Annotated in this window: 17 protein-coding genes; 11 read left to right on the top strand and 6 right to left on the bottom strand. The window is 68.2% G+C overall.

Annotated features, from left to right (window positions below; genetic code table 11):
* The first annotated feature begins 101 nt into the window (after positions 1 to 101).
* The 5 genes from dnaE (at position 102) to ABXS86_RS04315 (ending at position 8,082) form a co-directional block, all read left to right on the top strand.
* Positions 102 to 3,566: a DNA polymerase III subunit alpha gene (dnaE, locus tag ABXS86_RS04335; protein ID WP_409988247.1), complete on the top strand. Its 3,465-nt coding sequence runs from the start codon at positions 102 to 104 to the stop codon at positions 3,564 to 3,566.
* A 107-nt stretch (positions 3,567 to 3,673) separates the two neighbouring features.
* Positions 3,674 to 5,008, top strand: coding sequence for a hypothetical protein (locus ABXS86_RS04330; RefSeq protein ID WP_353665735.1), 1,335 nt, complete (start codon positions 3,674 to 3,676; stop codon positions 5,006 to 5,008).
* A gap of 211 nt (positions 5,009 to 5,219) precedes the next feature.
* Positions 5,220 to 6,521: a histidinol dehydrogenase gene (gene hisD / locus ABXS86_RS04325; protein WP_353665734.1), complete on the top strand. Its 1,302-nt coding sequence runs from the start codon at positions 5,220 to 5,222 to the stop codon at positions 6,519 to 6,521.
* A 12-nt stretch (positions 6,522 to 6,533) separates the two neighbouring features.
* Entirely contained in the window at positions 6,534 to 7,046 is a 513-nt protein-coding gene (gene nrdR, locus ABXS86_RS04320) for a transcriptional regulator NrdR (protein WP_353665733.1), read from the top strand.
* Between the two features lie 10 nt (positions 7,047 to 7,056).
* A complete protein-coding gene (locus ABXS86_RS04315; protein WP_353665732.1) occupies positions 7,057 to 8,082 on the top strand; it encodes a quinone-dependent dihydroorotate dehydrogenase in 1,026 nt (341 codons plus the stop codon).
* Between the two features lie 195 nt (positions 8,083 to 8,277).
* Here ABXS86_RS04315 and ABXS86_RS04310 read toward each other — a convergent pair whose 3' ends face one another.
* Positions 8,278 to 8,850 (bottom strand): DUF3043 domain-containing protein, encoded by a 573-nt coding sequence (locus tag ABXS86_RS04310; protein WP_144827925.1) that lies wholly within the window; start codon positions 8,848 to 8,850, stop codon positions 8,278 to 8,280.
* Positions 8,851 to 8,896: 46 nt separating this feature from the next.
* Between ABXS86_RS04310 and ABXS86_RS04305 the strand changes: the two genes are divergently transcribed.
* From ABXS86_RS04305 to ABXS86_RS04280, 6 genes are all read left to right on the top strand, one after another.
* Positions 8,897 to 10,291 carry a dipeptidase gene (locus ABXS86_RS04305; protein WP_353665731.1) on the top strand — a complete coding sequence of 465 codons (1,395 nt, stop codon included), beginning with the start codon at positions 8,897 to 8,899 and terminating at the stop codon, positions 10,289 to 10,291.
* A gap of 72 nt (positions 10,292 to 10,363) precedes the next feature.
* Complete coding sequence (gene erpA / locus ABXS86_RS04300) at positions 10,364 to 10,729, top strand: iron-sulfur cluster insertion protein ErpA (protein ID WP_056227791.1); 366 nt, start codon at positions 10,364 to 10,366, stop codon at positions 10,727 to 10,729.
* A gap of 165 nt (positions 10,730 to 10,894) precedes the next feature.
* Positions 10,895 to 11,779 (top strand): cytochrome c oxidase subunit II, encoded by an 885-nt coding sequence (coxB, locus tag ABXS86_RS04295; protein WP_353665730.1) that lies wholly within the window; start codon positions 10,895 to 10,897, stop codon positions 11,777 to 11,779.
* Positions 11,780 to 11,781: 2 nt separating this feature from the next.
* Entirely contained in the window at positions 11,782 to 13,545 is a 1,764-nt protein-coding gene (gene ctaD / locus ABXS86_RS04290; protein ID WP_144827916.1) for a cytochrome c oxidase subunit I, read from the top strand.
* Positions 13,546 to 13,549: 4 nt separating this feature from the next.
* Positions 13,550 to 13,966 (top strand): cytochrome c oxidase subunit 4, encoded by a 417-nt coding sequence (locus ABXS86_RS04285; protein ID WP_144827913.1) that lies wholly within the window; start codon positions 13,550 to 13,552, stop codon positions 13,964 to 13,966.
* 4 nt (positions 13,967 to 13,970) lie between these two features.
* Entirely contained in the window at positions 13,971 to 14,762 is a 792-nt protein-coding gene (locus ABXS86_RS04280) for a PP2C family protein-serine/threonine phosphatase (protein ID WP_307210452.1), read from the top strand.
* A gap of 243 nt (positions 14,763 to 15,005) precedes the next feature.
* Here the strand turns inward: ABXS86_RS04280 and ABXS86_RS04275 are convergent, their stop codons facing one another.
* From ABXS86_RS04275 to ABXS86_RS04255, 5 genes are all read right to left on the bottom strand, one after another.
* Positions 15,006 to 15,671 carry an SdpI family protein gene (locus ABXS86_RS04275; protein WP_353665729.1) on the bottom strand — a complete coding sequence of 222 codons (666 nt, stop codon included), beginning with the start codon at positions 15,669 to 15,671 and terminating at the stop codon, positions 15,006 to 15,008.
* A gap of 47 nt (positions 15,672 to 15,718) precedes the next feature.
* Entirely contained in the window at positions 15,719 to 16,669 is a 951-nt protein-coding gene (locus ABXS86_RS04270; RefSeq protein WP_353665728.1) for an alpha/beta fold hydrolase, read from the bottom strand.
* Between the two features lie 38 nt (positions 16,670 to 16,707).
* Complete coding sequence (locus tag ABXS86_RS04265; protein WP_353665727.1) at positions 16,708 to 17,115, bottom strand: rhodanese-like domain-containing protein; 408 nt, start codon at positions 17,113 to 17,115, stop codon at positions 16,708 to 16,710.
* Between the two features lie 143 nt (positions 17,116 to 17,258).
* Positions 17,259 to 19,103: a cytochrome b gene (locus ABXS86_RS04260; RefSeq protein WP_144827899.1), complete on the bottom strand. Its 1,845-nt coding sequence runs from the start codon at positions 19,101 to 19,103 to the stop codon at positions 17,259 to 17,261.
* Positions 19,100 to 20,158, bottom strand: coding sequence for a ubiquinol-cytochrome c reductase iron-sulfur subunit (locus ABXS86_RS04255; RefSeq protein WP_144827897.1), 1,059 nt, complete (start codon positions 20,156 to 20,158; stop codon positions 19,100 to 19,102). Before ABXS86_RS04255 ends, ABXS86_RS04260 begins: the two co-directional genes overlap by 4 nt.
* Between the last annotated feature and the right edge of the window lie 30 nt (positions 20,159 to 20,188).

Here is a 20,188-nt window from a genome sequence, read left to right as displayed (position 1 = left end):
TCCGCCGCGAACATCGAGGGGCCGATGTCGGAGGCCGAACGTAGACTCGATCCGTGGCAGCAGACTCCTTCGTTCACCTTCACGTGCACAGCGAGTATTCGATGCTCGACGGCGCGGCGCGCATCGGTCCGATGGTCCAAGAGGCCGTCAAACAGGGCATGCCCGCGATCGCCGTGACCGACCACGGCAACACCTTCGCGGCGTACGAGTTCTATAAGACCGCGAAAGACGCCGGCATCAAGCCGATCATCGGCATCGAGGCCTACGTCACCCCCGGAACCCACCGCTCCGACAAGACCCGCGTGCGCTGGGGCACCCCCGAGCAGCAGAGCGACGACGTGTCGGGTTCGGGCGCGTACACCCACATGACGCTGCTGTCCGAGACGACGCAGGGCATGCACAACCTGTTCCGCCTGTCGTCCAAGGCGAGCATGGAGGGCTACTACTTCAAGCCCCGCATGGACCGCGAACTGCTGCAGACCTACAGCAAGGGCCTGATCGCGACGACCGGTTGCCCCTCGGGCGAGGTGCAGACGCGCCTGCGCCTCGGGCAGTACGAGGCCGCGCGCGCCGCGGCGGCGGAGTTCCAGGACATCTTCGGCAAAGACAACTACTTCGCCGAGATCATGGACCACGGGCTGTCGATCGAACGCCGGGTCATGAGCGACCTGCTCAAGTTGTCGAAAGACCTCGACATCCCGCTCCTCGGCACGAACGACCTCCACTACACGCACCAGCACGACGCGACCAGTCACGCGGCGCTGCTCTGCGTGCAGTCGGGTTCGACCCTCGACGATCCGAAGCGCTTCAAGTTCGACGGAGACGGCTACTACGTCAAGTCGCCCGCCGAGATGCGGCAGGTCTTCCGCGACCATCCCGAGGCCTGCGACAACACCCTGCTGATCGCCGAGCGCTGCGAGGTCGAGTTCGACACCTCGGCCAACTACATGCCCCGCTTCCCCGTCCCCGAGGGCGAGACCGAGGGCAGCTGGATGATCAAAGAGGTCGAGAACGGCCTGAACGACCGCTATCCCGACGGCATCCCGGATGCCGTGCGCAAGCAGGCCGAGTACGAGACCGACGTCATCCTGCAGATGGGGTTCCCGGGCTACTTCCTCGTCGTCGCCGACTTCATCAACTGGGCCAAGCGCAACGGCATCCGCGTCGGACCCGGTCGCGGTTCGGGTGCCGGCTCGATGGTCGCCTACGCGATGAAGATCACCGACCTCGACCCCCTGCAGCACGGTCTCATCTTCGAGCGCTTCCTCAACCCCGACCGCGTCTCCATGCCCGACTTCGACGTCGACTTCGACGACCGTCGTCGTGGCGAGGTCATCCAGTACGTCACCGAGAAGTACGGCGACGAGCGCGTCGCGCAGATCGTGACGTACGGCACCATCAAGGCCAAGCAGGCGCTCAAAGACGCCGGCCGTGTGCTCGGCTTCCCCTTCAGCATGGGCGACAAGCTCACCAAGGCCATGCCGCCCGCGGTGATGGGCAAGGACATGCCGCTCGACGGCATGTTCAACCCCGAGCACCCGCGCTACAAAGAGGCGAGCGAGTTCCGCACGCTCATCGAGACCGACGCCGAGGCCAAGACGGTGTTCGACACGGCGCTCGGTCTCGAGAACCTCAAGCGCCAGTGGGGCGTGCACGCGGCCGGTGTGATCATGTCGAGCGAGCCGCTGATCGACATCATCCCGATCATGCGCCGCGAGCAGGACGGTCAGATCGTCACGCAGTTCGACTACCCGGCCTGCGAGTCGCTCGGCCTGATCAAGATGGACTTCCTGGGGTTGCGCAACCTCACGATCATCAACGACGCGCTCGACAACATCGAGGCCAACCGCGGCCACCCCCTCGTGCTCGAGGAGCTCGAGCTCGACGACCCCGCGTCGTACGAGCTGCTCGCTCGCGGCGACACGCTGGGCGTGTTCCAGCTCGACGGCGGGCCGATGCGCTCGCTTCTGCGCCTGATGCGCCCCGACAACTTCGAGGACATCTCGGCAGTGCTCGCGCTGTACCGCCCGGGCCCCATGGGCGTGAACTCGCACATCAACTACGCGCTGCGAAAGAACAAGCAGCAGGAGATCGAGCCGATCCACCCCGAGCTCGAAGAGCCGCTGGCCGACATCCTCGACACCACCTACGGCCTCATCGTCTACCAGGAGCAGGTGATGGCCGTCGCCCAGCGCGTCGCCGGATACACCCTCGGCCAAGCCGACCTGCTGCGCCGCGCGATGGGCAAGAAGAAGAAGAGCGAGCTCGACAAGCAGAAAGAGATCTTCTTCGGCGGCATGACCGAGCGCGGCTTCGGCGACGTCGCGCAGCAGACGCTGTGGAAGGTGCTCGAGTCGTTCGCCGACTACGCCTTCAACAAGGCGCACACCGCGGCCTACGGTCTCGTGTCGTACTGGACGGCCTACCTCAAGGCGCACTACCCGGCCGAATACATGGCCGCCCTGCTCACCAGCGTCGGCGACTCCAAAGACAAGATGGCGGTGTACCTCAACGAGTGCCGCCGCATGGGCATCAAGGTGCTGCCGCCCGACGTCAACGAGTCGATCCGGTACTTCGCTGCCGTCGGCGAAGACATCCGTTTCGGCCTCGGCGCCGTCCGCAACGTGGGCACCAACGTCGTCGAGGGGATCGTCGCGTCACGGCAGGACGTCAAGTACACGTCGTTCCACGACTTCCTCGCGAAGGTTCCCGCGCACGCGGCGAACAAGCGCACCGTGGAGTCCCTCATCAAGGCGGGGGCGTTCGACTCGCTCGGATCCACGCGTCGCGCGCTCATCGAGGTGCACGAAGACGCCTGCGAGGGCGCCGTGATCGACAAGAAGCGCGAGGCGAACGGCGAGGTCGGCTTCGACTTCGACTCGCTGTGGGACGAACCGCAACAGGTCGTCAAGGTGCCCGAGCGACCCGAGTGGACCAAGAAGGACAAGCTCGCGTTCGAGCGCGAGATGCTCGGCCTCTACGTCTCCGACCACCCTCTGGCGGGTCTCGAGGTGCCGTTGGCGAAGCACGCGTCCACCTCCATCCACGATCTGCTGGCGTCCGAAGACGTGCAGGACGGCGATCAGGTGACCGTGGCGGGTCTGCTCACGAGCGTGCAGCACCGCGTCGCCAAGCAGAGCGGCAATCCCTACGGCATGGTCACCGTCGAGGACTTCAACGGCGAGGTGACCGTGATGTTCATGGGCAAGACCTACGCCGAGTTCGCCCCGGCGTTGGTCGCCGACTCGATCATGGTCGTGCGCGGGCGCGTGTCGCGTCGAGACGACGGGCTGAATCTGCACGCCCAGAGCGCTTTCGCCCCCGATCTCGAAGGACTCGACGAGACCGGGGGACTCACGCTGGTCGTCCCCGAGCAGCGGGCCAACGAAGCGCTCGTCGGCGAGCTCGCGCAGATGCTCCGTCGCCACGCCGGCTCGACCGAGGTGCAGCTCAAGCTCCACAAGGGCGGCACGGCGAAGGTCTTCGAAGTGCCGATGCCCGTGCGCGTGACGGCCGACCTCTTCGGAGAGCTCAAGGGCCTGCTCGGCCCCAACTGCCTCGGCTGAGGTCGCCGCCGCCTCTCCCTCCTGCTTCCGCCGCAAGCCCAGCGGATGCCGTAGACCACCTGGTTAGGATGACCGGGCGCTTCGGCGCCTCTGTCGAAAGGACCACCGTGACCGATCAGAACCCCCACGACGGCGTCACGTCTCCCGATGCCCCCGACGAGCGCGACACCGTCGCCCCCGTCGTCCCCGATGTCTCCGCGCACGAAGCCGCGGAACGCGACACCTTCCCGCACATCGGCACCCGTTCGGCCGACGCCGACATGCTCGACGACGATTCCTCGTCCTCGGCTGGCTACGCGGCCGCCGCGAGCGCACGCTCCTCGCACGCCGAGCACACCCCCGTGTCATCCGTCCCCGCGGCATCGCACGCCAACGCCGCAACGCACGACCGCGACCGCGAGCGCCCCTCGGGCGACGTGCAGTACGGCGTCGGTCCGTTCTCGATCCGCGAGGTCAGCCTGCTGGGCATCTGGGTCGTGGCGTTCTTCGTCTCGTTCTTCCGCACCAACATCCTCGACTCGCCGTCGGGAGTATTGATCGGCGGGCAGAACGTCTGGCTTTCGGGGCTGTGGTGGATCCCGACGGTCGCGCTGCCCACCGTCGCGGTCGGGCTCCTCGTGCTGCGTCGTCTGTCGCCGCAGGGCATCCGCCGCGTCGGATCGCTCGGCATCGATCAGTTCGCCTCCGTCGCATTCACGGTCTCGGCCCTCGTCTGGGTCGCATGGGTGTGGGACACCGTCGCCGTGTTCAACGAGACGGGTATCTGGACGCGCTCGTGGGTCATTTGGGTCGAGGCGGTCCTCCTCCTCGCCGGGGTCGTGCTGACGGTCTTCGCCCCCTTCATCCCTCCGTTCTCGGCCGACTTCCGCGGCCGCGAGGAGGTCGCCGCGCACCGCAACGCGCGCCCGATCCGCCCCGTCACCACGCGTCCGCGCACGCCGCGACCGGCCCGTACCGCGGCGACGACGCACCCGGCTCCCGTCGAGGAGGCGCCGACGCCCGGCAGCTACACGGGTTCGACCGATCTGCCGCACGGCGAGGCCGAGGCGCACCCGCGCACGAGCGTGATGCCCGCCGCGCACGACGACAACGACACCGACGTGTTCGCGTCGTTGCGCGACGACCACGACGCCGACGAGCACCGCACCGGCTACGCGCGTCGCAGCGGCGACGCCCACACCGCGCTCTCGGGGCAGCCGGGCGACCGCGATCACGACGAGCACGCACACGACGAGCACGAGGCGCACCCGCACGCGAAGGCGTTCTGGGCGCTGGTCCCCGAGGAGCGCGACGTGGTCGACGATTACGGCTCGCCGATCTTCCGCATCGGACCCACCGCGTGGGCCCTCGTCATCGAGGACCGCGGAGAGGCGTTCGTCGTCCGCCACGACGACGGCCGCATCGGTTACCTGCACGACGTCTCGGGAGTCACCCGCGGCTGAGGCCGATGTGAAGGGGTCGCCGCGTACGTCCGCGGCGGCCCCTTCCGTCGTTCCCCGGTCGGATCGGGAGGACCACGGTGCCACCATCCTGCGCGGTGGGCTTCGATGCCCTCCCCGCATCGAGCTGACTGCCGCGCCGCCCGCCTGAGCACACGCTGCGAGCCCACGCGGGCGCGCGAGGGCGTCCGCGGGCCGCCGGTAGCCTGGACGCATGCTCCGCACGATCGATCTCCGCGGCCGCGTGCTCTCGCCGGCCGAGCTCCTCGCCGTCGTCCCCCGCGCCGACGCCGCCCGTGACGAGGCCCTCGCCACGGCCGCGCGACTCGTCGACGACGTCGCCCGTCGGGGTGAAGAAGCTCTGCGGGAGCAGGCTGCGCGCTTCGACCGGGTGAACGACCACGCGCTGCGCGTCCCCGCCGACCACCTCGACGAGGCGTTGCGCGACCTCGATCCCGGCATCCGTTCCGCTCTCGACGAGGCGATCGCGCGCGTGCGTCGGGCCTCGGCGGCTCAGGTGCCCGCCCCGGTCGTCACCGAACTCGGTGAGGGCGCGCGTGTGACGCAGCGCTGGCAGCCCGTGCGCCGGGTCGGTCTCTACGTGCCGGGCGGCAAGGCCGTCTACCCCTCCAGCGTGGTGATGAACGTCGTGCCCGCGCAGGTCGCCGGGGTGCGCGAGGTCGCGCTCGCCTCCCCGCCGCAATCGGAGTTCGGCGGTCGCGTGCACCCCGTCATCCTCGCCGCGGCCAAGCTGCTCGGCGTCACCGAGGTCTACGCGATGGGCGGCGCCGGGGCCATCGGCGCCTTCGCCTACGGCGTGGCCGAGATCGGACTCGACCCTGTCGACGTCGTCACGGGGCCGGGCAACAACTTCGTCGCCTCGGCCAAGCGCGCCGTCGCCGGTCGCGTGGGCACCGACTCCGAGGCGGGTGCCACCGAGATCCTCGTCGTCGCCGACGACAGCGCGGTTCCGGCCCTGGTGGCGGCCGACCTCGTCAGTCAGGCCGAGCACGACGAACAGGCCTCTGCGGTCCTCGTCACCGACTCGGTCGCCCTGGCCGACGCGGTCGGCGCCGCGCTTCCCGCCCGGGTCGAGGCGACCCGCCACACCGAGCGCGTCACCGCCGCATTCCACGGACCGCAGTCCGCCGTCGTGCTCGTCGACGACATCGCTCAGGCGACCGCGTTCAGCAACGCGTACGCGCCGGAGCATCTCGAACTGCACCTGGCCGACCCCCGGCCCGAAGACTTCGTCAACGCGGGTGCCGTGTTCGTCGGGCCGTACACGCCGGTCAGCCTCGGCGACTACCTCGCCGGCAGCAACCACGTGCTGCCCACCGGGGGACAGGCGCGCTACGGCGCCGGGCTGTCCGCCGCGACCTTCCTCCGCCCTCAGCAGGTCGTCGAATACGACCGTGCGGCCCTCGCCGCCGTGCACGAGGCCATCGTCACCCTCGCCGACGCCGAGGCTCTGCCCGCGCACGGCGAGGCTGTCACCGCGCGGTTCGACGCGTAGGCCGGAGTCGTCATGCACTGTCCTTTCTGCCGCAACCCCGACTCGCGCGTCATCGACTCCCGCACGAGCGATGACGGCCTCAGCATCCGTCGTCGTCGTCAGTGCCCGAAGTGCGGCGGCCGCTTCTCGACCGTCGAAACCGCGGGTCTGAACGTCATCAAGCGCTCGGGCGTCGTCGAGCCGTTCAGCCGCGAGAAGGTCATGTCGGGTGCGCGCAAGGCGTGCCAGGGGCGTCCCGTGACCGACGCCGACCTCGCCGTCCTCGCGCAGAAGGTCGAAGAGGCCATCCGCCAGACCGGGTCGTCGCAGATCGAGGCGAACGAGATCGGCCTGTCGATCCTCGGCCCCCTTCGCGAGCTCGACGAGGTCGCGTACCTGCGCTTCGCGAGCGTGTACCAGGCCTTCGACTCGCTCGAAGACTTCGAGGCGGCCATCGCCCAGCTCCGCGCCGATCACGCCGGCCGGACGGATGCCGATGCGGCGTCGGATCCGGAGCGGACGAGCGAGCACGACTCGGTCCAGTAATCTGGCCGGGATGTATCCCCTCCTCTTCCGCACGGTTCTCACCCGCTTCGATCCCGAGTTCGCCCATCACCTGGGCGCCCTCGTCATCCGTGTCGCGGGTGTCGAGCCGGTGGCATCCGTGCTGCGTCGTCTCACCGCCCCGGCACCCGACCAGCGCGTGCACGCGCTCGGGCTGACCTTCGAGTCGCCGTTCGGCGTCGCCGCCGGGTTCGACAAGAACGTCACCATGGGCCGCGGCCTGGGTGCGCTCGGGTTCGGTCACGTCGAGGTGGGTACCGTCACCGCCCTGCCGCAGCCCGGCAACCCCAAGCCGCGGTTGTTCCGGCTCGTCGCCGACCGTGCCGTCGTCAACCGGATGGGCTTCAACAACGAGGGAGCCGCCGTCGCCGCCGCCCGCCTGCGGCGCCTGCGCCGAGCGCGACGTCGCCCGGTCATCGGGGTCAACATCGGCAAGAGCCGCGTGGTCGCCGTCGACGACGCCACGACCGACTACGTCCGCTCCGCCCGCCTGCTCGCCCCGCTCGCCGACTACCTCGTCGTCAACGTCTCGTCGCCGAACACTCCCGGCCTGCGGGGTCTGCAGGCGGTCGAGACGCTGCGCCCGCTGCTGACCGCCGTGAAGGACGCCGCCGGCGACACGCCCCTGTTGGTCAAGATCGCGCCCGACCTCGCCGACGACGAGGTGCAGCAGATCGCGCGGCTCGCCGTCGACACGGAGCTTTCGGGTCTCATCGCCACGAACACGACCATCGAGCGCGCCGGGCTGCGTACGCCGGCGGCGACGGTCGAGGCGGCCGGGGCGGGCGGGCTCTCGGGAGCACCGCTGAAGCAGCGTTCGCTCGACGTGCTGCGCCTCGTGCGCGCGGCGGTGCCCGCGGAGTTCGTCGTGATCTCCGCCGGGGGAGTGGAGACGGCCGACGACGTGCGCGAGCGCATCGACGCCGGAGCCACCCTCGTGCAGGGATACACCGGGTTCCTGTACCGCGGTCCGCTCTGGGCTCGCCAGATCAACCGGGGTCTCGCGCGCGGTCGCTGACCGTCGGGGTCCTCGCGTACGGGCCGCCCCGCCACCGCACGTCGAGTGTCCAAGACACGCCGCGCCCGGTCGGGTCGAACGGCGTGTCTTGGACGGTCAACGCGGGAGCGGGTTTCGACGTGCGCGGCGCGAGGCGACCCCGCGAACGACGAAGCGGCGCGCCCGGAGGCACGCCGCTCGGTCACATCGGTCGGATCAGACGGGGTACTGCCCGCGCTTGACCTGTGCCTTGGGCAGGCGCATGAAGCGCATCTGCACGGTGCGCATCGCGGCATACCAGCCCAGGCCCTTCTCGAGACGCGTCTCGCCGAACTTCTCCTTCGCCGCGCGCTTGACGCGGATCGAGGTGATGATCATGTCGCCGACGACGAAGAGGATGAAGATCCACAGCGCCACGAACGACCAGTACTGGAAGAACGCGACGGGGATCAGCGTCGCCACGATCACGAGCACCATGAAGGGCATGACGCCCTCGCCGAGGTGCCAGCCGGCGTCGACGAAGTCGCGCGCGAACCGGCGCTGCGGGCCGCGATCGCGGACCGGGAGGTACTTCTCCTCGCCGGCGGCCATGCCGATGCGGGCCTTCTCGCGCTGCGCGGCGAGCTCTGCACGCGCCCGGGCCTTAGCCTCTTTCGTGTCGGGCACTAGCGGACGCTTGCGGGCGGCCTCCTGCTCGGCGCGCGACGGGGTGGCGCGGCCCTTGCCGAATCCACTCACCGTCGGGTCGACGGGGGTGTCGTTGGGGGCGGGGGCGGGGGACTTGGCCACGGGAAACCTCGGTGCTTCGCTGATCGGGAGATTTAAGATTACCCGCATGACCCTCGACCTGTCCCGGCAGGACGCTGTGCAAAAAGCAGCGGACGCCGGCATCCCCTCCGCCCTGGCCGATCTCGGCTCCCTCGTGCGCATCCCCTCGATCGCCTGGCCGGCGTTCGACCAATCGGCCCTCGTGAAGAGTGCGGATGCCGTGGCCGCCCTCCTCGAGGGCACCGGCGTCTTCGACTCGGTCGAGGTGAAGCGCGCCGCGATCCCCGGAACCGACGAGTTCGGCCAGCCCGCCGTGCTCGCCACGCGCGCCGCGCGCAACGGGCGGCCCACCGTGCTGCTCTACGCCCACCACGACGTGCAGCCTCCGGGCGACGAGGCGCTGTGGGACTCGCCGCCGTTCGAGCCCACCGTCCGCGACGGTCGCCTCTACGGTCGCGGCGCCGCCGACGACAAGGCCGGGATCATGGCGCACGTCGGTGCGATCCGCGCGGTCGCCGAGGTGCTCGGTGACGACCTCGACCTCGGCATCGCCGTCTTCATCGAAGGTGAAGAGGAGTACGGCTCGCGCTCGTTCGCCCAGTTCCTCGCCGACAACGCCGACGTGCTGCGCGCCGACGTGATCGTCGTGGCCGACTCGGGCAACTGGGACGAGCGCACGCCCGGGCTCACCGTCTCGCTGCGGGGGAACGCCCGCTTCACCCTGACCGTCCGCACCCTCGAGCACGCGTCGCACTCGGGCATGATGGGCGGCGCGGTTCCGGATGCCATGCTCGCCACCGTCAAGCTGCTCGCGACCCTGTGGGACGACGACGGCGCGGTCGCGGTGGAGGGCCTCGCCGTGCGTGACGCCGAGACCCCCGCCTACGACGAGGCGACGCTGCGCGCGGAGTCGGGCCTGCTCGAGGGCGTCAGCCCGATCGGGCGCGACTCGATCCTCAGCCGGATCTGGAACAAGCCCTCGGTCACCATCACCGGCTGGGATGCCACGCCCGTCGAGGCCGCGTCGAACACGCTGGCGCCGCAGACGAGCGTCGTCATCAGCGCGCGGGTCGCCCCGGGGCAGGATGCCGAGGAGGCCTTCGCGGCGGTCGAGAAGCACCTGCGCGCGCACGCGCCGTTCGGTGCGCAGCTGGAGTTCACCGACGTCGACTGCGGCGACTCCTTCCTCGTCGACACCAGTGGATGGGCGGTGGCGGAGGCCCGCGCGGCCTTCGCCGACGGGTACGGCGTCGACTCGGTCGACGTCGGCATCGGCGGATCGATCCCGTTCATCTCCGACCTCGTGCGCGAGTTCCCCTGGGCGCAGATCCTCGTGACCGGCGTCGAAGACCCGCACGCGCGTGCGCACAGCCCGAACGAGTCGCTGCACCTCGACACGTTCCGCAACGCCCTGGTGTCCGAGGCGCTGCTGCTCACTCGTCTGAACGGCCGCACGGTCTGATCGGATCCGCGGGGGCGCGACGGGCGTAGACTCATGACGTCCCCGCGACCGATCAACCCGAAGGGCATCGCCATGACCGACACCACTCTGTCGTCCTCCGCCGAGACCCGCGAGCACGGCGTGGGCCTGACCGCGGCCGCCTCCGACAAGGTCAAGAGCCTTCTCTCCCAGGAAGGCCGCGACGATCTGCGCCTGCGCGTCGCCGTTCAGCCCGGCGGATGCTCCGGCCTCATCTACCAGCTCTACTTCGACGAGCGCTATCTCGACGGCGACAAGGTCGTCGACTTCGACGGCGTCGAGGTCATCGTCGACGACATGAGCGTCCCGTACCTCGACGGTGCGAACATCGACTTCAAGGACACGATCTCGGAGCAGGGGTTCACGATCGACAACCCCAACGCCCAGGGCTCCTGCGCCTGCGGCGACAGCTTCCACTGACTCCCGACGCCGTTCGACGGCGCCGACACGAGAGCCCCCGATTTCCTGGAACTTCCTATGGAAATCGGGGGTTCTCGATGTCTCGGCACTGGACGAATGGCCTGAGAGTGGTGAGAGGTTGCTCTAGACTGTCAGAGCTTCATCCACGACCCGGAAAGGTGCATTGTGCCCTCCAAACGTCGCCTTCGCTGGGCAGCGCTTCCCCTCGGAATCGCCTCCGTCGCCGCTCTCTCGGGCTGCACCACGACTCAGCTCCACGGCTTCCTGCCCGGCTTCGTCGATGACGGCACGCCTGCCACGAACCACACCGACATGGTCGCCGGTCTGTGGGTCAACTCCTGGATCGTCCTCCTTGCGGTCGGTGTCATCACGTGGGGCCTCATGCTGTGGTCGGTCATCGCGTACCGCCGCCGCAAGGGCCAGTCCGGCCTTCCGGTGCAGCTGCGCTACAACATGCCGGTCGAGATCTTCTACACGATCGTCCCGCTGATCCTCGTGGTCGGGTTCTTCGCGTTCACCGCGCGTGACCAGAACACGCTCGAGACGCAGTACGACGACCCCGACGTCTCGATCACCGCCTACGGCAAGCAGTGGGCGTGGGACTTCCAGTACAACGGCGAGCAGGAGGACAACTCCGACGCCGTGTACTCCATGGGTGTGCAGGCCAAGGCCACGTCCGACGGTTACGACCTTCAGGACGTGCCCACCCTCTACCTGCCGGTGAACAAGACGGTGAAGATCGACCTCCGCTCGCGCGACGTCATCCACTCCTTCTGGATCATCGACTTCCTCTACAAGAAAGACATGTACATCGGTCGTGACAACGAGTGGTCGTTCACGCCCACCCGTAAGGGCACGTACGAGGGCAAGTGCGCCGAGCTTTGCGGTGAATACCACTCCGCGATGCTCTTCAACGTGAAGGTCGTCAGCGACGACGAGTACGAGGCATACCTCGGCTCGCTCCGCGAGGCCGGCAACACGGGCGACATCAGCGACCTGACCCGTCTGCAGAACCTCACGACGACCGGTACCGCCGAAGGGAACGAGTGATCATGGCCACGACGCTTCCGCTCCAGGGGACAGGGCCCTCGCGCCCGACGACTCTCCCGCCGCGTCAAGCCGCTCTGCTGAGCACCTCGCGTGTCGAGCAGAAGGGCAACCTGGTCGTCAAGTGGATCACCTCCACCGACCACAAGACCATCGGGTACATGTACCTGATCGCCTCCGTCATCTTCTTCATGCTCGGTGGCGTCATGGCGCTGATCATCCGTGCGGAGCTCTTCGAGCCCGGCATGCAGATCATCCCGACCAAAGAGCAGTACAACCAGCTGTTCACGATGCACGGCACGATCATGCTGCTGATGTTCGCGACGCCCCTGTTCGCCGGCTTCGCCAACGCCCTTCTGCCGCTGCAGATCGGCGCGCCCGACGTCGCCTTCCCGCGTCTGAACGCCTTCGCCTTCTGGCTGTTCCTCTTCGGCTCCACGATCGCGGTGTCCGGCTTCCTCACCCCGCAGGGTGCGGCAGGCTTCGGCTGGTTCGCGTATCAGCCCCTCGCCAATGCGAGCTTCTCGCCGGGCGTCGGCGGAAACCTCTGGATGCTGGGTCTCGGCATCAGCGGTTTCGGCACGATCCTCGGTGCGGTCAACTTCATCACCACGATCCTGACGATGCGTGCCCCGGGCATGACCATGTGGCGCATGCCGATCTTCTCGTGGAACACGCTCATCACGAGCATCCTGATCCTGCTCGCGTTCCCCGTGCTGGCCGCGGCCATCTTCGCCGCCGCCGCCGACCGCGTGCTGGGCTCGCACATCTACAGCCCCGAGAACGGCGGAGTCCTGCTCTGGCAGCACCTGTTCTGGTTCTTCGGTCACCCCGAGGTGTACATCATCGCGCTGCCGTTCTTCGGCATCGTCTCCGAGATCTTCCCGGTGTTCAGCCGCAAGCCGATCTTCGGGTACAAGACCCTCGTCTACGCGACCATCGCCATCGCGGCGCTGTCGGTCGCGGTGTGGGCCCACCACATGTACGTCACGGGTGGAGTGCTCCTGCCGTTCTTCGCCCTGATGACGATGCTCATCGCGGTGCCGACAGGTGTGAAGATCTTCAACTGGATCGGAACCCTCTGGCGCGGTTCGGTGACGTTCGAGACCCCGATGGTCTTCGCCCTCGGCTTCCTCGTGTCGTTCGTCTTCGGTGGTCTGACCGGTGTCATCCTCGCGTCGCCCCCGCTCGACTTCCACCTCTCGGACTCGTACTTCGTCGTGGCGCACTTCCACTACGTGGTCTTCGGAACCGTCGTGTTCGCGATGTTCGCGGGCTTCTACTTCTGGTGGCCGAAGTGGACCGGCAAGATGCTCAACGAGCGTCTGGGCATGGTGCACTTCTGGATGCTGTTCGTCGGCTTCCACATGACGTTCCTCATCCAGCACTGGCTGGGTGTCGACGGCATGGTCCGTCGCTACGCCGACTACGCAGCAGCGGATGGATGGACCTGGGAGAACCAGCTGTCCACGGTGGGATCGATGATCCTCGGCGCCTCGATGATCCCGTTCCTGCTGAACGTCTGGATCACCGCCCGCAAGGCGCCCCGGGTGACGGTCGACGACCCGTGGGGCTACGGAGCCTCGCTCGAGTGGGCGACGTCGTGCCCGCCGCCGCGTCACAACTTCACCTCCATCCCGCGTATCCGCAGCGAGCGTCCCGCGTTCGACCTGAACCACCCCGAGGCCGGCATCCCGGTCGGTGTGGGTCCGGCCAAGGACGCACCCGACGCCCCCGTCGTGGATCACGCAGCCGGAGAGGTCAAGTAAGAACATGCGTACCAACGTCAACCTCTGGTGGATCCTCGCGGTCTTCGCGTTCCTCATCTCGGCCGTGTACACCGTCTGGAGCCTCATCCAGCACGGTGGGGTCGAGTGGGTCGGCACCGTCGCCCTGGCCTTCCTCGGCCTGATGTCGTCGATGATCGCGTTCTACATCGGCCGCGTGCACAAGTCGCAGCGCGGTGAGCTGCCCGAAGACCTGCTGACGGCCGACATCGACGACGGCGACCCCGAGATGGGCGAGTTCAGCCCGTGGTCGTGGTGGCCCATCATTCTCGCCGGTTCGGCTGCGATCGCGGTGATCGGCCTCGCGGTCGGCAGCTGGCTCGTGCCCGTGGGCTTCGTCGTGTTCGCGATCGCGATCGTCGGCTGGGTGTACGAGTACTACCGCGGGTACTTCGCGCGCTGATCCTGTGCCCATTCGGTTGAATGCGGCCGCCGTCTCCGACGCCGGCGCCCACCGTCCCACTAACCAGGACGCCGCTTTCGCGGCGTCCTGGGGTGCGGCGGTGGCAGATGGTGTGGGGGGAGGCCCTTCGGGAGACCTCGCCTCCGCCGCTCTCCTTCATCGGCTCGTCGCCACCAGCGGTGGTGGGATGGATGCCGATGGTCTGCTCGTCCGCATCCGCGAGGCGAACTGGGACATCCGTGCTCACGTCGAGCGCGATCCCGCCCTGCAGGGGATGGCGACCACCTTCACGGGGCTCTTCCTCAGCACGGGTGGCGAACTCCTTCTCGCGCATACGGGAGACTCGCGCGCGTATCTGCTGCGCGATGGGGACTTCACGCGCGAGACGCGTGACGACTCCTACGTGCAGGCTCTCGTCGACCACGGCATCATTCCGCCTGAGGCGGCGCAGGCGCACCCGCGTCGCAACATCATCACCGCCTCTCTCGGGGGTGCGGAGGGCGATGTCGTCTCGGTCGCCGAGCGTCCGCCGGTCGTCGGCGATCGGTGGGTGCTCTGCAGCGACGGTCTGACGGACTACGTCCCCGAGGCTGACGTCGCTCGGCTCGTCGCCGAAGCCGCGGATCCTCGCACCGCTGCCGCCTCTGCGGTCGCTCTCGCCCTTGAAGCGGGCACCCGCGACAACGTCACCGTCGTGGTGTGCGACGTCGTCGACGACGACGAGCCGAGTGGGCTCGACCCGATCTTCTTCGGCTCAGCCGCGCGGTGGTTCGCCGAAGACGTCGAGACCGCCTGACGGACGTGGGCCCGGCCGTGCGGTGACACGCATTCGGCACGACCCCCGGCGAGCGACGCTGTGCCTCGTCACGCGGACGGCGTTGTGGCGGCCGCTACACCGGACGTCGGATCGAGGCAAGGACGAAGACGAGAGCGCCGATCAGCACCCCGACCGGCACCAGCAGGAACACGGACGTCGAGGGCGTTTCCGCGGCGGTCACAGCGGTGATTCACATGAGTGCGAACGAACCGGTGAGCACCGTCAGACTCCCGAGTCCGATGCTGCCGGAAACCCGTCCGATGTCATCGCCGACGAACACGACGAAGGCCGTGACGGCTGCGGCGCCCAGGGCTCCACTCCCAGGCACACCCAGAACGCCGTGACAGCGGGCACCGAGTCGTCGATGCGGCCGTCGAAGGTGCAATGGCTCGGCACCCGCGTCGGCAGAATCGGATGCAGTAGCCGATGGACGGCCACGATGACCGGGGGAGCCCAGGCCACGATCGCCGCCAGGATCAGGCCGCCGGAACGCGTGATCTCCACCGACGCCAGTGCTCGAGCGTCACGCGTGTGATCGACCGCTTCGCGCTGGGAGTCGGAGGGAGCGTGGCGCGCAGCGCGAACGGCGACGACTGCGGCCCACCCGAGGGCGCCGATCATGACGATCACGACCAGGATGGGCTCCACCACGGAGTCGGATCGTCCGAGCGCTGAAACGGCGAACACGAGCGCGCCGACAAGAGCTCCGGCACCGGCCGGTCCGACAGCCGCCGAATGCCCCGCCCGCCAGGCGGCATCCGACGCGAGAAGGGCCGGCAGCCGGATACCGACGACGCGGTTGCGAGGGATGACGTCACGCCCGCACAGCCACAGCACCAGAACCGACGCGAACGCCGCGACCACGATGATTCCGGCACCGACCAGCACGAGCGCACGCTGTCAGTCCGGAGAGCGGTCGGGGTCGTCGGTGTCGGTCACCGGTCGCCGCGCGCGAACGCGTCCATCGCCTCCTGGGTCAGTCCGGCGCTTCGAGGGCCCCCGTGGCCGTCTTCCTCGACGATCTCGAGCCTGCTCCCAGGCCACTCGCGGTGGAGTCGCCACGGTGTCTCGACGGGACCGCTGATGTCGCGGCGCCCGTGCACCAGGACGCCGGGGATGCCGGCGAGATCGTGGACGCGCGACAGCACTGACTGATCACCGGGGAGGAAGCAGTCGTTGGCCCAATAGTGGGAGGTCAGAGTGGCGAAATTGAGTCGATGACGGGCGTCGTCGTGCAACGGGCCTGGTGCGGCGAGGGGACCGAGGGACATGTGCGCGACCTCCCAGGCGTCCCACCGCTCCGCGGCATCGCGGCGGACGTCCTTTCGCGGATCGGTCAGGAGCCGCGCGTACCCCTCGATGGTGCGTTCTCCCGGCTCGAGCGGTTCTCTGAGCGCCTCGTGCGCCTCGGGGAAGACCGGCGCGATGCCGTCGGTGATCCAGTCGATCTCCCACCGCCGGCCCGTGGTGACGGCGAGGTTGACGATCTCGCTGACGCGGTCGGGATGCTCGAGTGCGTACGCGAGGGCGAGCGTCGATCCCCACGACACCCCGTGCAGCAACCATCGCTCGACGCCGAGGAAGGCGCGCACCGCCTCGAGGTCGTCGATGAGGTGCGTCATGGTCTGGAAGCGGAGTGTTGACAGGTCGTCGCTCGCCCACGGCGTGCTGAGGCCGCACCCGCGCTGATCGATGCCGATGATCAGATGCAGCGCCGGGTCGAAGCGACGTCGATAGCCTCGCTTGCCGAGCCCACCGCCCGGGCCGCCGTGGAGGTAGAGCGCCGGCCGTCCCTGCGGGTTGCCCGACGTCTCCCAGTACAGACGAGCGCCGTCGGGGCGCTCGAGGTGACCTGAGGCGAACGGCTCGATCGGGGGATGCTGCATCGGGGACTCCTTCGCGGCGCGTCCCGACAGCCTAACGATCAGGTGCGGACGACCATCACCGTGGGGTCGAAGACGCGGTCGCAGGGCCCACGGTCGTTTTCGAATGGCTGACCTTCGCGCACCCAGTACTCGTAGCCGCCGATCATCTCCCGCACCTCGTACCCCAGCTGGGCGAACGCGAGGGCGCCCTTCACGCCCGCGTTGCACCCCGGGCTCCAGCAGTACACGACCACCGGCATGTCGATCGGGATCTCGTCCGGTGCACGGTCGGAGATGAAGCGGTACGGCATGTGCATGGCGCCGCTGATGCGCCCCTGCTGCCATGCCTCGTCGCCGCGTACGTCGACCAACACGAAGCGCTCTCCGGCTTTCTGAGCGGCGTACACGTCGGAGGGGTCCGTCTCGTGGGCGAGTCGTGCGGAGAAGAACAGGGTGGCGTCTGACATGACCCACACGCTAGATCGGGTTGCGACGGGGAGCCACGACCCCGGATGCCACGAGAGCACCGATCTCTGCCAGGTCACCCCCTCGCACGAACGACGAGACCCCGGTGCCGAAGCACCGGGGTCTCGTGATTCCTGCGGAGTGATTACTCGCTCTTGTCACCGGAGGGGCGGTTGCGCTCCTCGAGTCCCTTCGGAGCGGGGATCTCGACCTCGACACGCTCGCCGATGGCGTTGCGCGGACGGCCGTCTTCGTCGGCGCGAGCATTCGCACCGGCGATCTCGTCGGCCTCTTCGTGGTCGATGTGATCGAGCTCGTGGTGCTGGTGGGCGACCGCGGCGTCGAGCTCGGCCTGGGTGAGGGGAGCAAGACGGTCCTCAAAGAACCAACGCGACACCGAGGCGCGGAAGTTCTCGTGCCAGGGGATCTGACCCTGGTCGTTGGGACGCACGACAAGCGGCTCGTAGGTCTCGTTGTCCACGAGCTTCCAGCGCTCGAACTCGTCGACCGGCTGGTGGACCTCGATGTACTCGCCACCGGGAAGGCGGACGATGCGACCCGACTCGTAGCCGTGGAGCGCGATCTCGCGGTCCTTCTTCTGAAGCGCGATGCAAATGCGCTTGGTGACGAAGTACGCCAGGATCGGCCCGAGGATGAGCAACGCCTGCAGGGCGTGGATGACGCCCTCCATCGTGAGGTGGAAGTGCGTGGCGATGATGTCCGACGAGGCGGCAGCCCACATGACGGCGTAGAACGTGACGCCGGCCGCACCGATCGCGGTACGCGTCGCGGCGTTGCGCGGACGCTGAGCGATGTGGTGCTCGCGCTTGTCACCCGTGACCCACGCCTCGATGAAGGGGTAGACCAGCACGAGGACGATGAACAGTCCGAGCACGCCGACCGGGATGATGATGTTCCACGAGAACGTGCGGTCCCAGAGGACGAACTCGAGGTGCGGCGGGATCAGGCGCAGCATGCCGTCGGCGAAGCCGATGTACCAGTCGGGCTGGGTACCGGCCGACACCGGAGACGGGTCGTAGGGGCCGTAGTTCCAGATCGGGTTGATCGTCACGAGCGCGGCGATCAGGACGATCACACCGAACGTGATGAAGAAGAAGCCACCCATCTTGGAGGCGTACACCGGGAGGATCGGGTAGCCCACGACGTTGCTGTTCGTGCGGGCGGGCCCGGCGAACTGCGTGTGCTTGTTGATGATCATCAGCATGAGGTGCACGGCCAGCAGCGCCACGAGGATCGCGGGCAGCAGGAGGATGTGCAGCGTGTAGAGACGACCGACGATCGCGGTGCCCGGGAACTCGCCACCGAAGAGGAGGAACGAGGTCCAGGTGCCGATGATCGGCAGACCCTTGATCATGCCGTCGATGATGCGGAGGCCGTTGCCCGACAGCAGGTCGTCGGGGAGCGAATAGCCGGTGAAGCCCTCGGCCATCGCGAGGATGAAGAGGATGAAGCCGACCACCCAGTTGAGCTCGCGGGGCTTGCGGAACGCGCCGGTGAAGAACACGCGCAGCATGTGCACGCCGATACCGGCGACGAACACGAGGGCCGCCCAGTGGTGGATCTGGCGTACGAGCAGACCGCCGCGCAGATCGAACGAGATGTGCAACGCCGACTCCATGGCGGCCGACATCGCGATACCGCGCATGGGCTCGTACGCACCGTTGTAGTGCGTCTCGACCATGGAGGCCTGGAAGAAGAACGTCAGGAATGTGCCCGAGAGCAGCACGACGACGAAGCTCCACAGCGCGATCTCGCCGAGCATGAACGACCAGTGGTCGGGGAAGATCTTGCGACCCAGCTCCTTGACCAGACCCGACATGCTCGTGCGCTCGTCGAGGTAGTTCGCGGCGGCACCGACGAACTTGCCGCCGAGCGGCTTGCCGTCACGGCCGGCGGGCGCCTGCGGCGGACCGGAGTAGACGGCCGGCTCGGTGACGACGTTTTCGGTGGGATGGGTACCGGTGCTCATGAGCGCTCCCAGAAGCTGGGGCCGACGGGCTCCTGGAAGTCACTCTGGGCGACGAGGTAACCCTCGGCGTCGACGGTGATGGGGAGCTGCGGCAAAGGACGGGCGGCCGGGCCGAAGATGACGGCCGCGCCGTTGGCGACGTCGAACTGCGACTGGTGGCAGGGGCACAGGAGGTGGTGGGTCTGCTGCTCGTACAGTGCCACGGGGCAACCGACGTGGGTGCAGACCTTCGAGTACGCGATGATGCCGTCGTACGACCAGTCCAGCTTGTTGGTCTCGGGATTGAGCTGCTCGGGCTGCATGCGCATGAGCAGGACGATCGCCTTGGCCTTCTCCTCGAGGTAGCCCTCGTCGTGGCCCAGGCCGGCGAGTTCTTCGGGGATGACGTGGAACGCGGAACCGAGGGTGACGTCGGCGGCGCGGATGGGACGACCGGAGGGGTCGTGGGCCAGGCGCATGCCCTGCTTCCACATGGTGTGGCTGAGCGCGGTCACCGGGTCGACGTCCTGCGGGGCGAGACCGCGGAACAGGGTGATGCCGGGGATGATCGACGCCGCGAGGGCGGCGAAGAGCGAGTTGCGAATGATTTCGCGACGGCCGAAGCCGGAGTCCTTCTCGGCCTCGACGAAGACGTTGACCGCGCCCTCGCGGACCTCGTCGCGACCACGCGTGCCGTGACGGTCTTCGATGAACTCCTTGTCGGACATGACCGACTTGCCCCAGTGAATGGTGCCGATGCCGATCGCGAGCAGCGCGAAGGCGATGCCGAGTCCGATGAAGAGGTTGTTGTACCGGATGTCGATCATCGACCCCGACTCGATCGGGAAGATCATGTAGGCGATGCTCGCCCAGATGCTCGCCGCGACCGAGATGTAGAACAGCGTGTAGACCGTGCGGACCGCGCGCTTCATCTCCTGCGGGTCTTTGTCCGTCATGCGCTGACGGTGGCCGGGGAGTCCCGGATTCGCCGCGGCGTCCGGAACCGCGACGGCGAGGCCCGAGCCGGGCTTCCAGGAAGCCCTCTCGTGCTCGAGTGCGTCGTCCTCGTGTGCCATGGTGCTCCTCGTGCGTTTACGTGATGTCGA

The organism is Microbacterium sp. che218, from assembly GCF_040436305.1.
In the GTDB taxonomy this organism is placed as follows: Bacteria; Actinomycetota; Actinomycetes; order Actinomycetales; family Microbacteriaceae; genus Microbacterium; species Microbacterium algihabitans.
The sequence above is the reverse complement of the archived record's forward strand: the minus strand, read 5'-3'. Positions and strand labels throughout refer to the sequence as shown.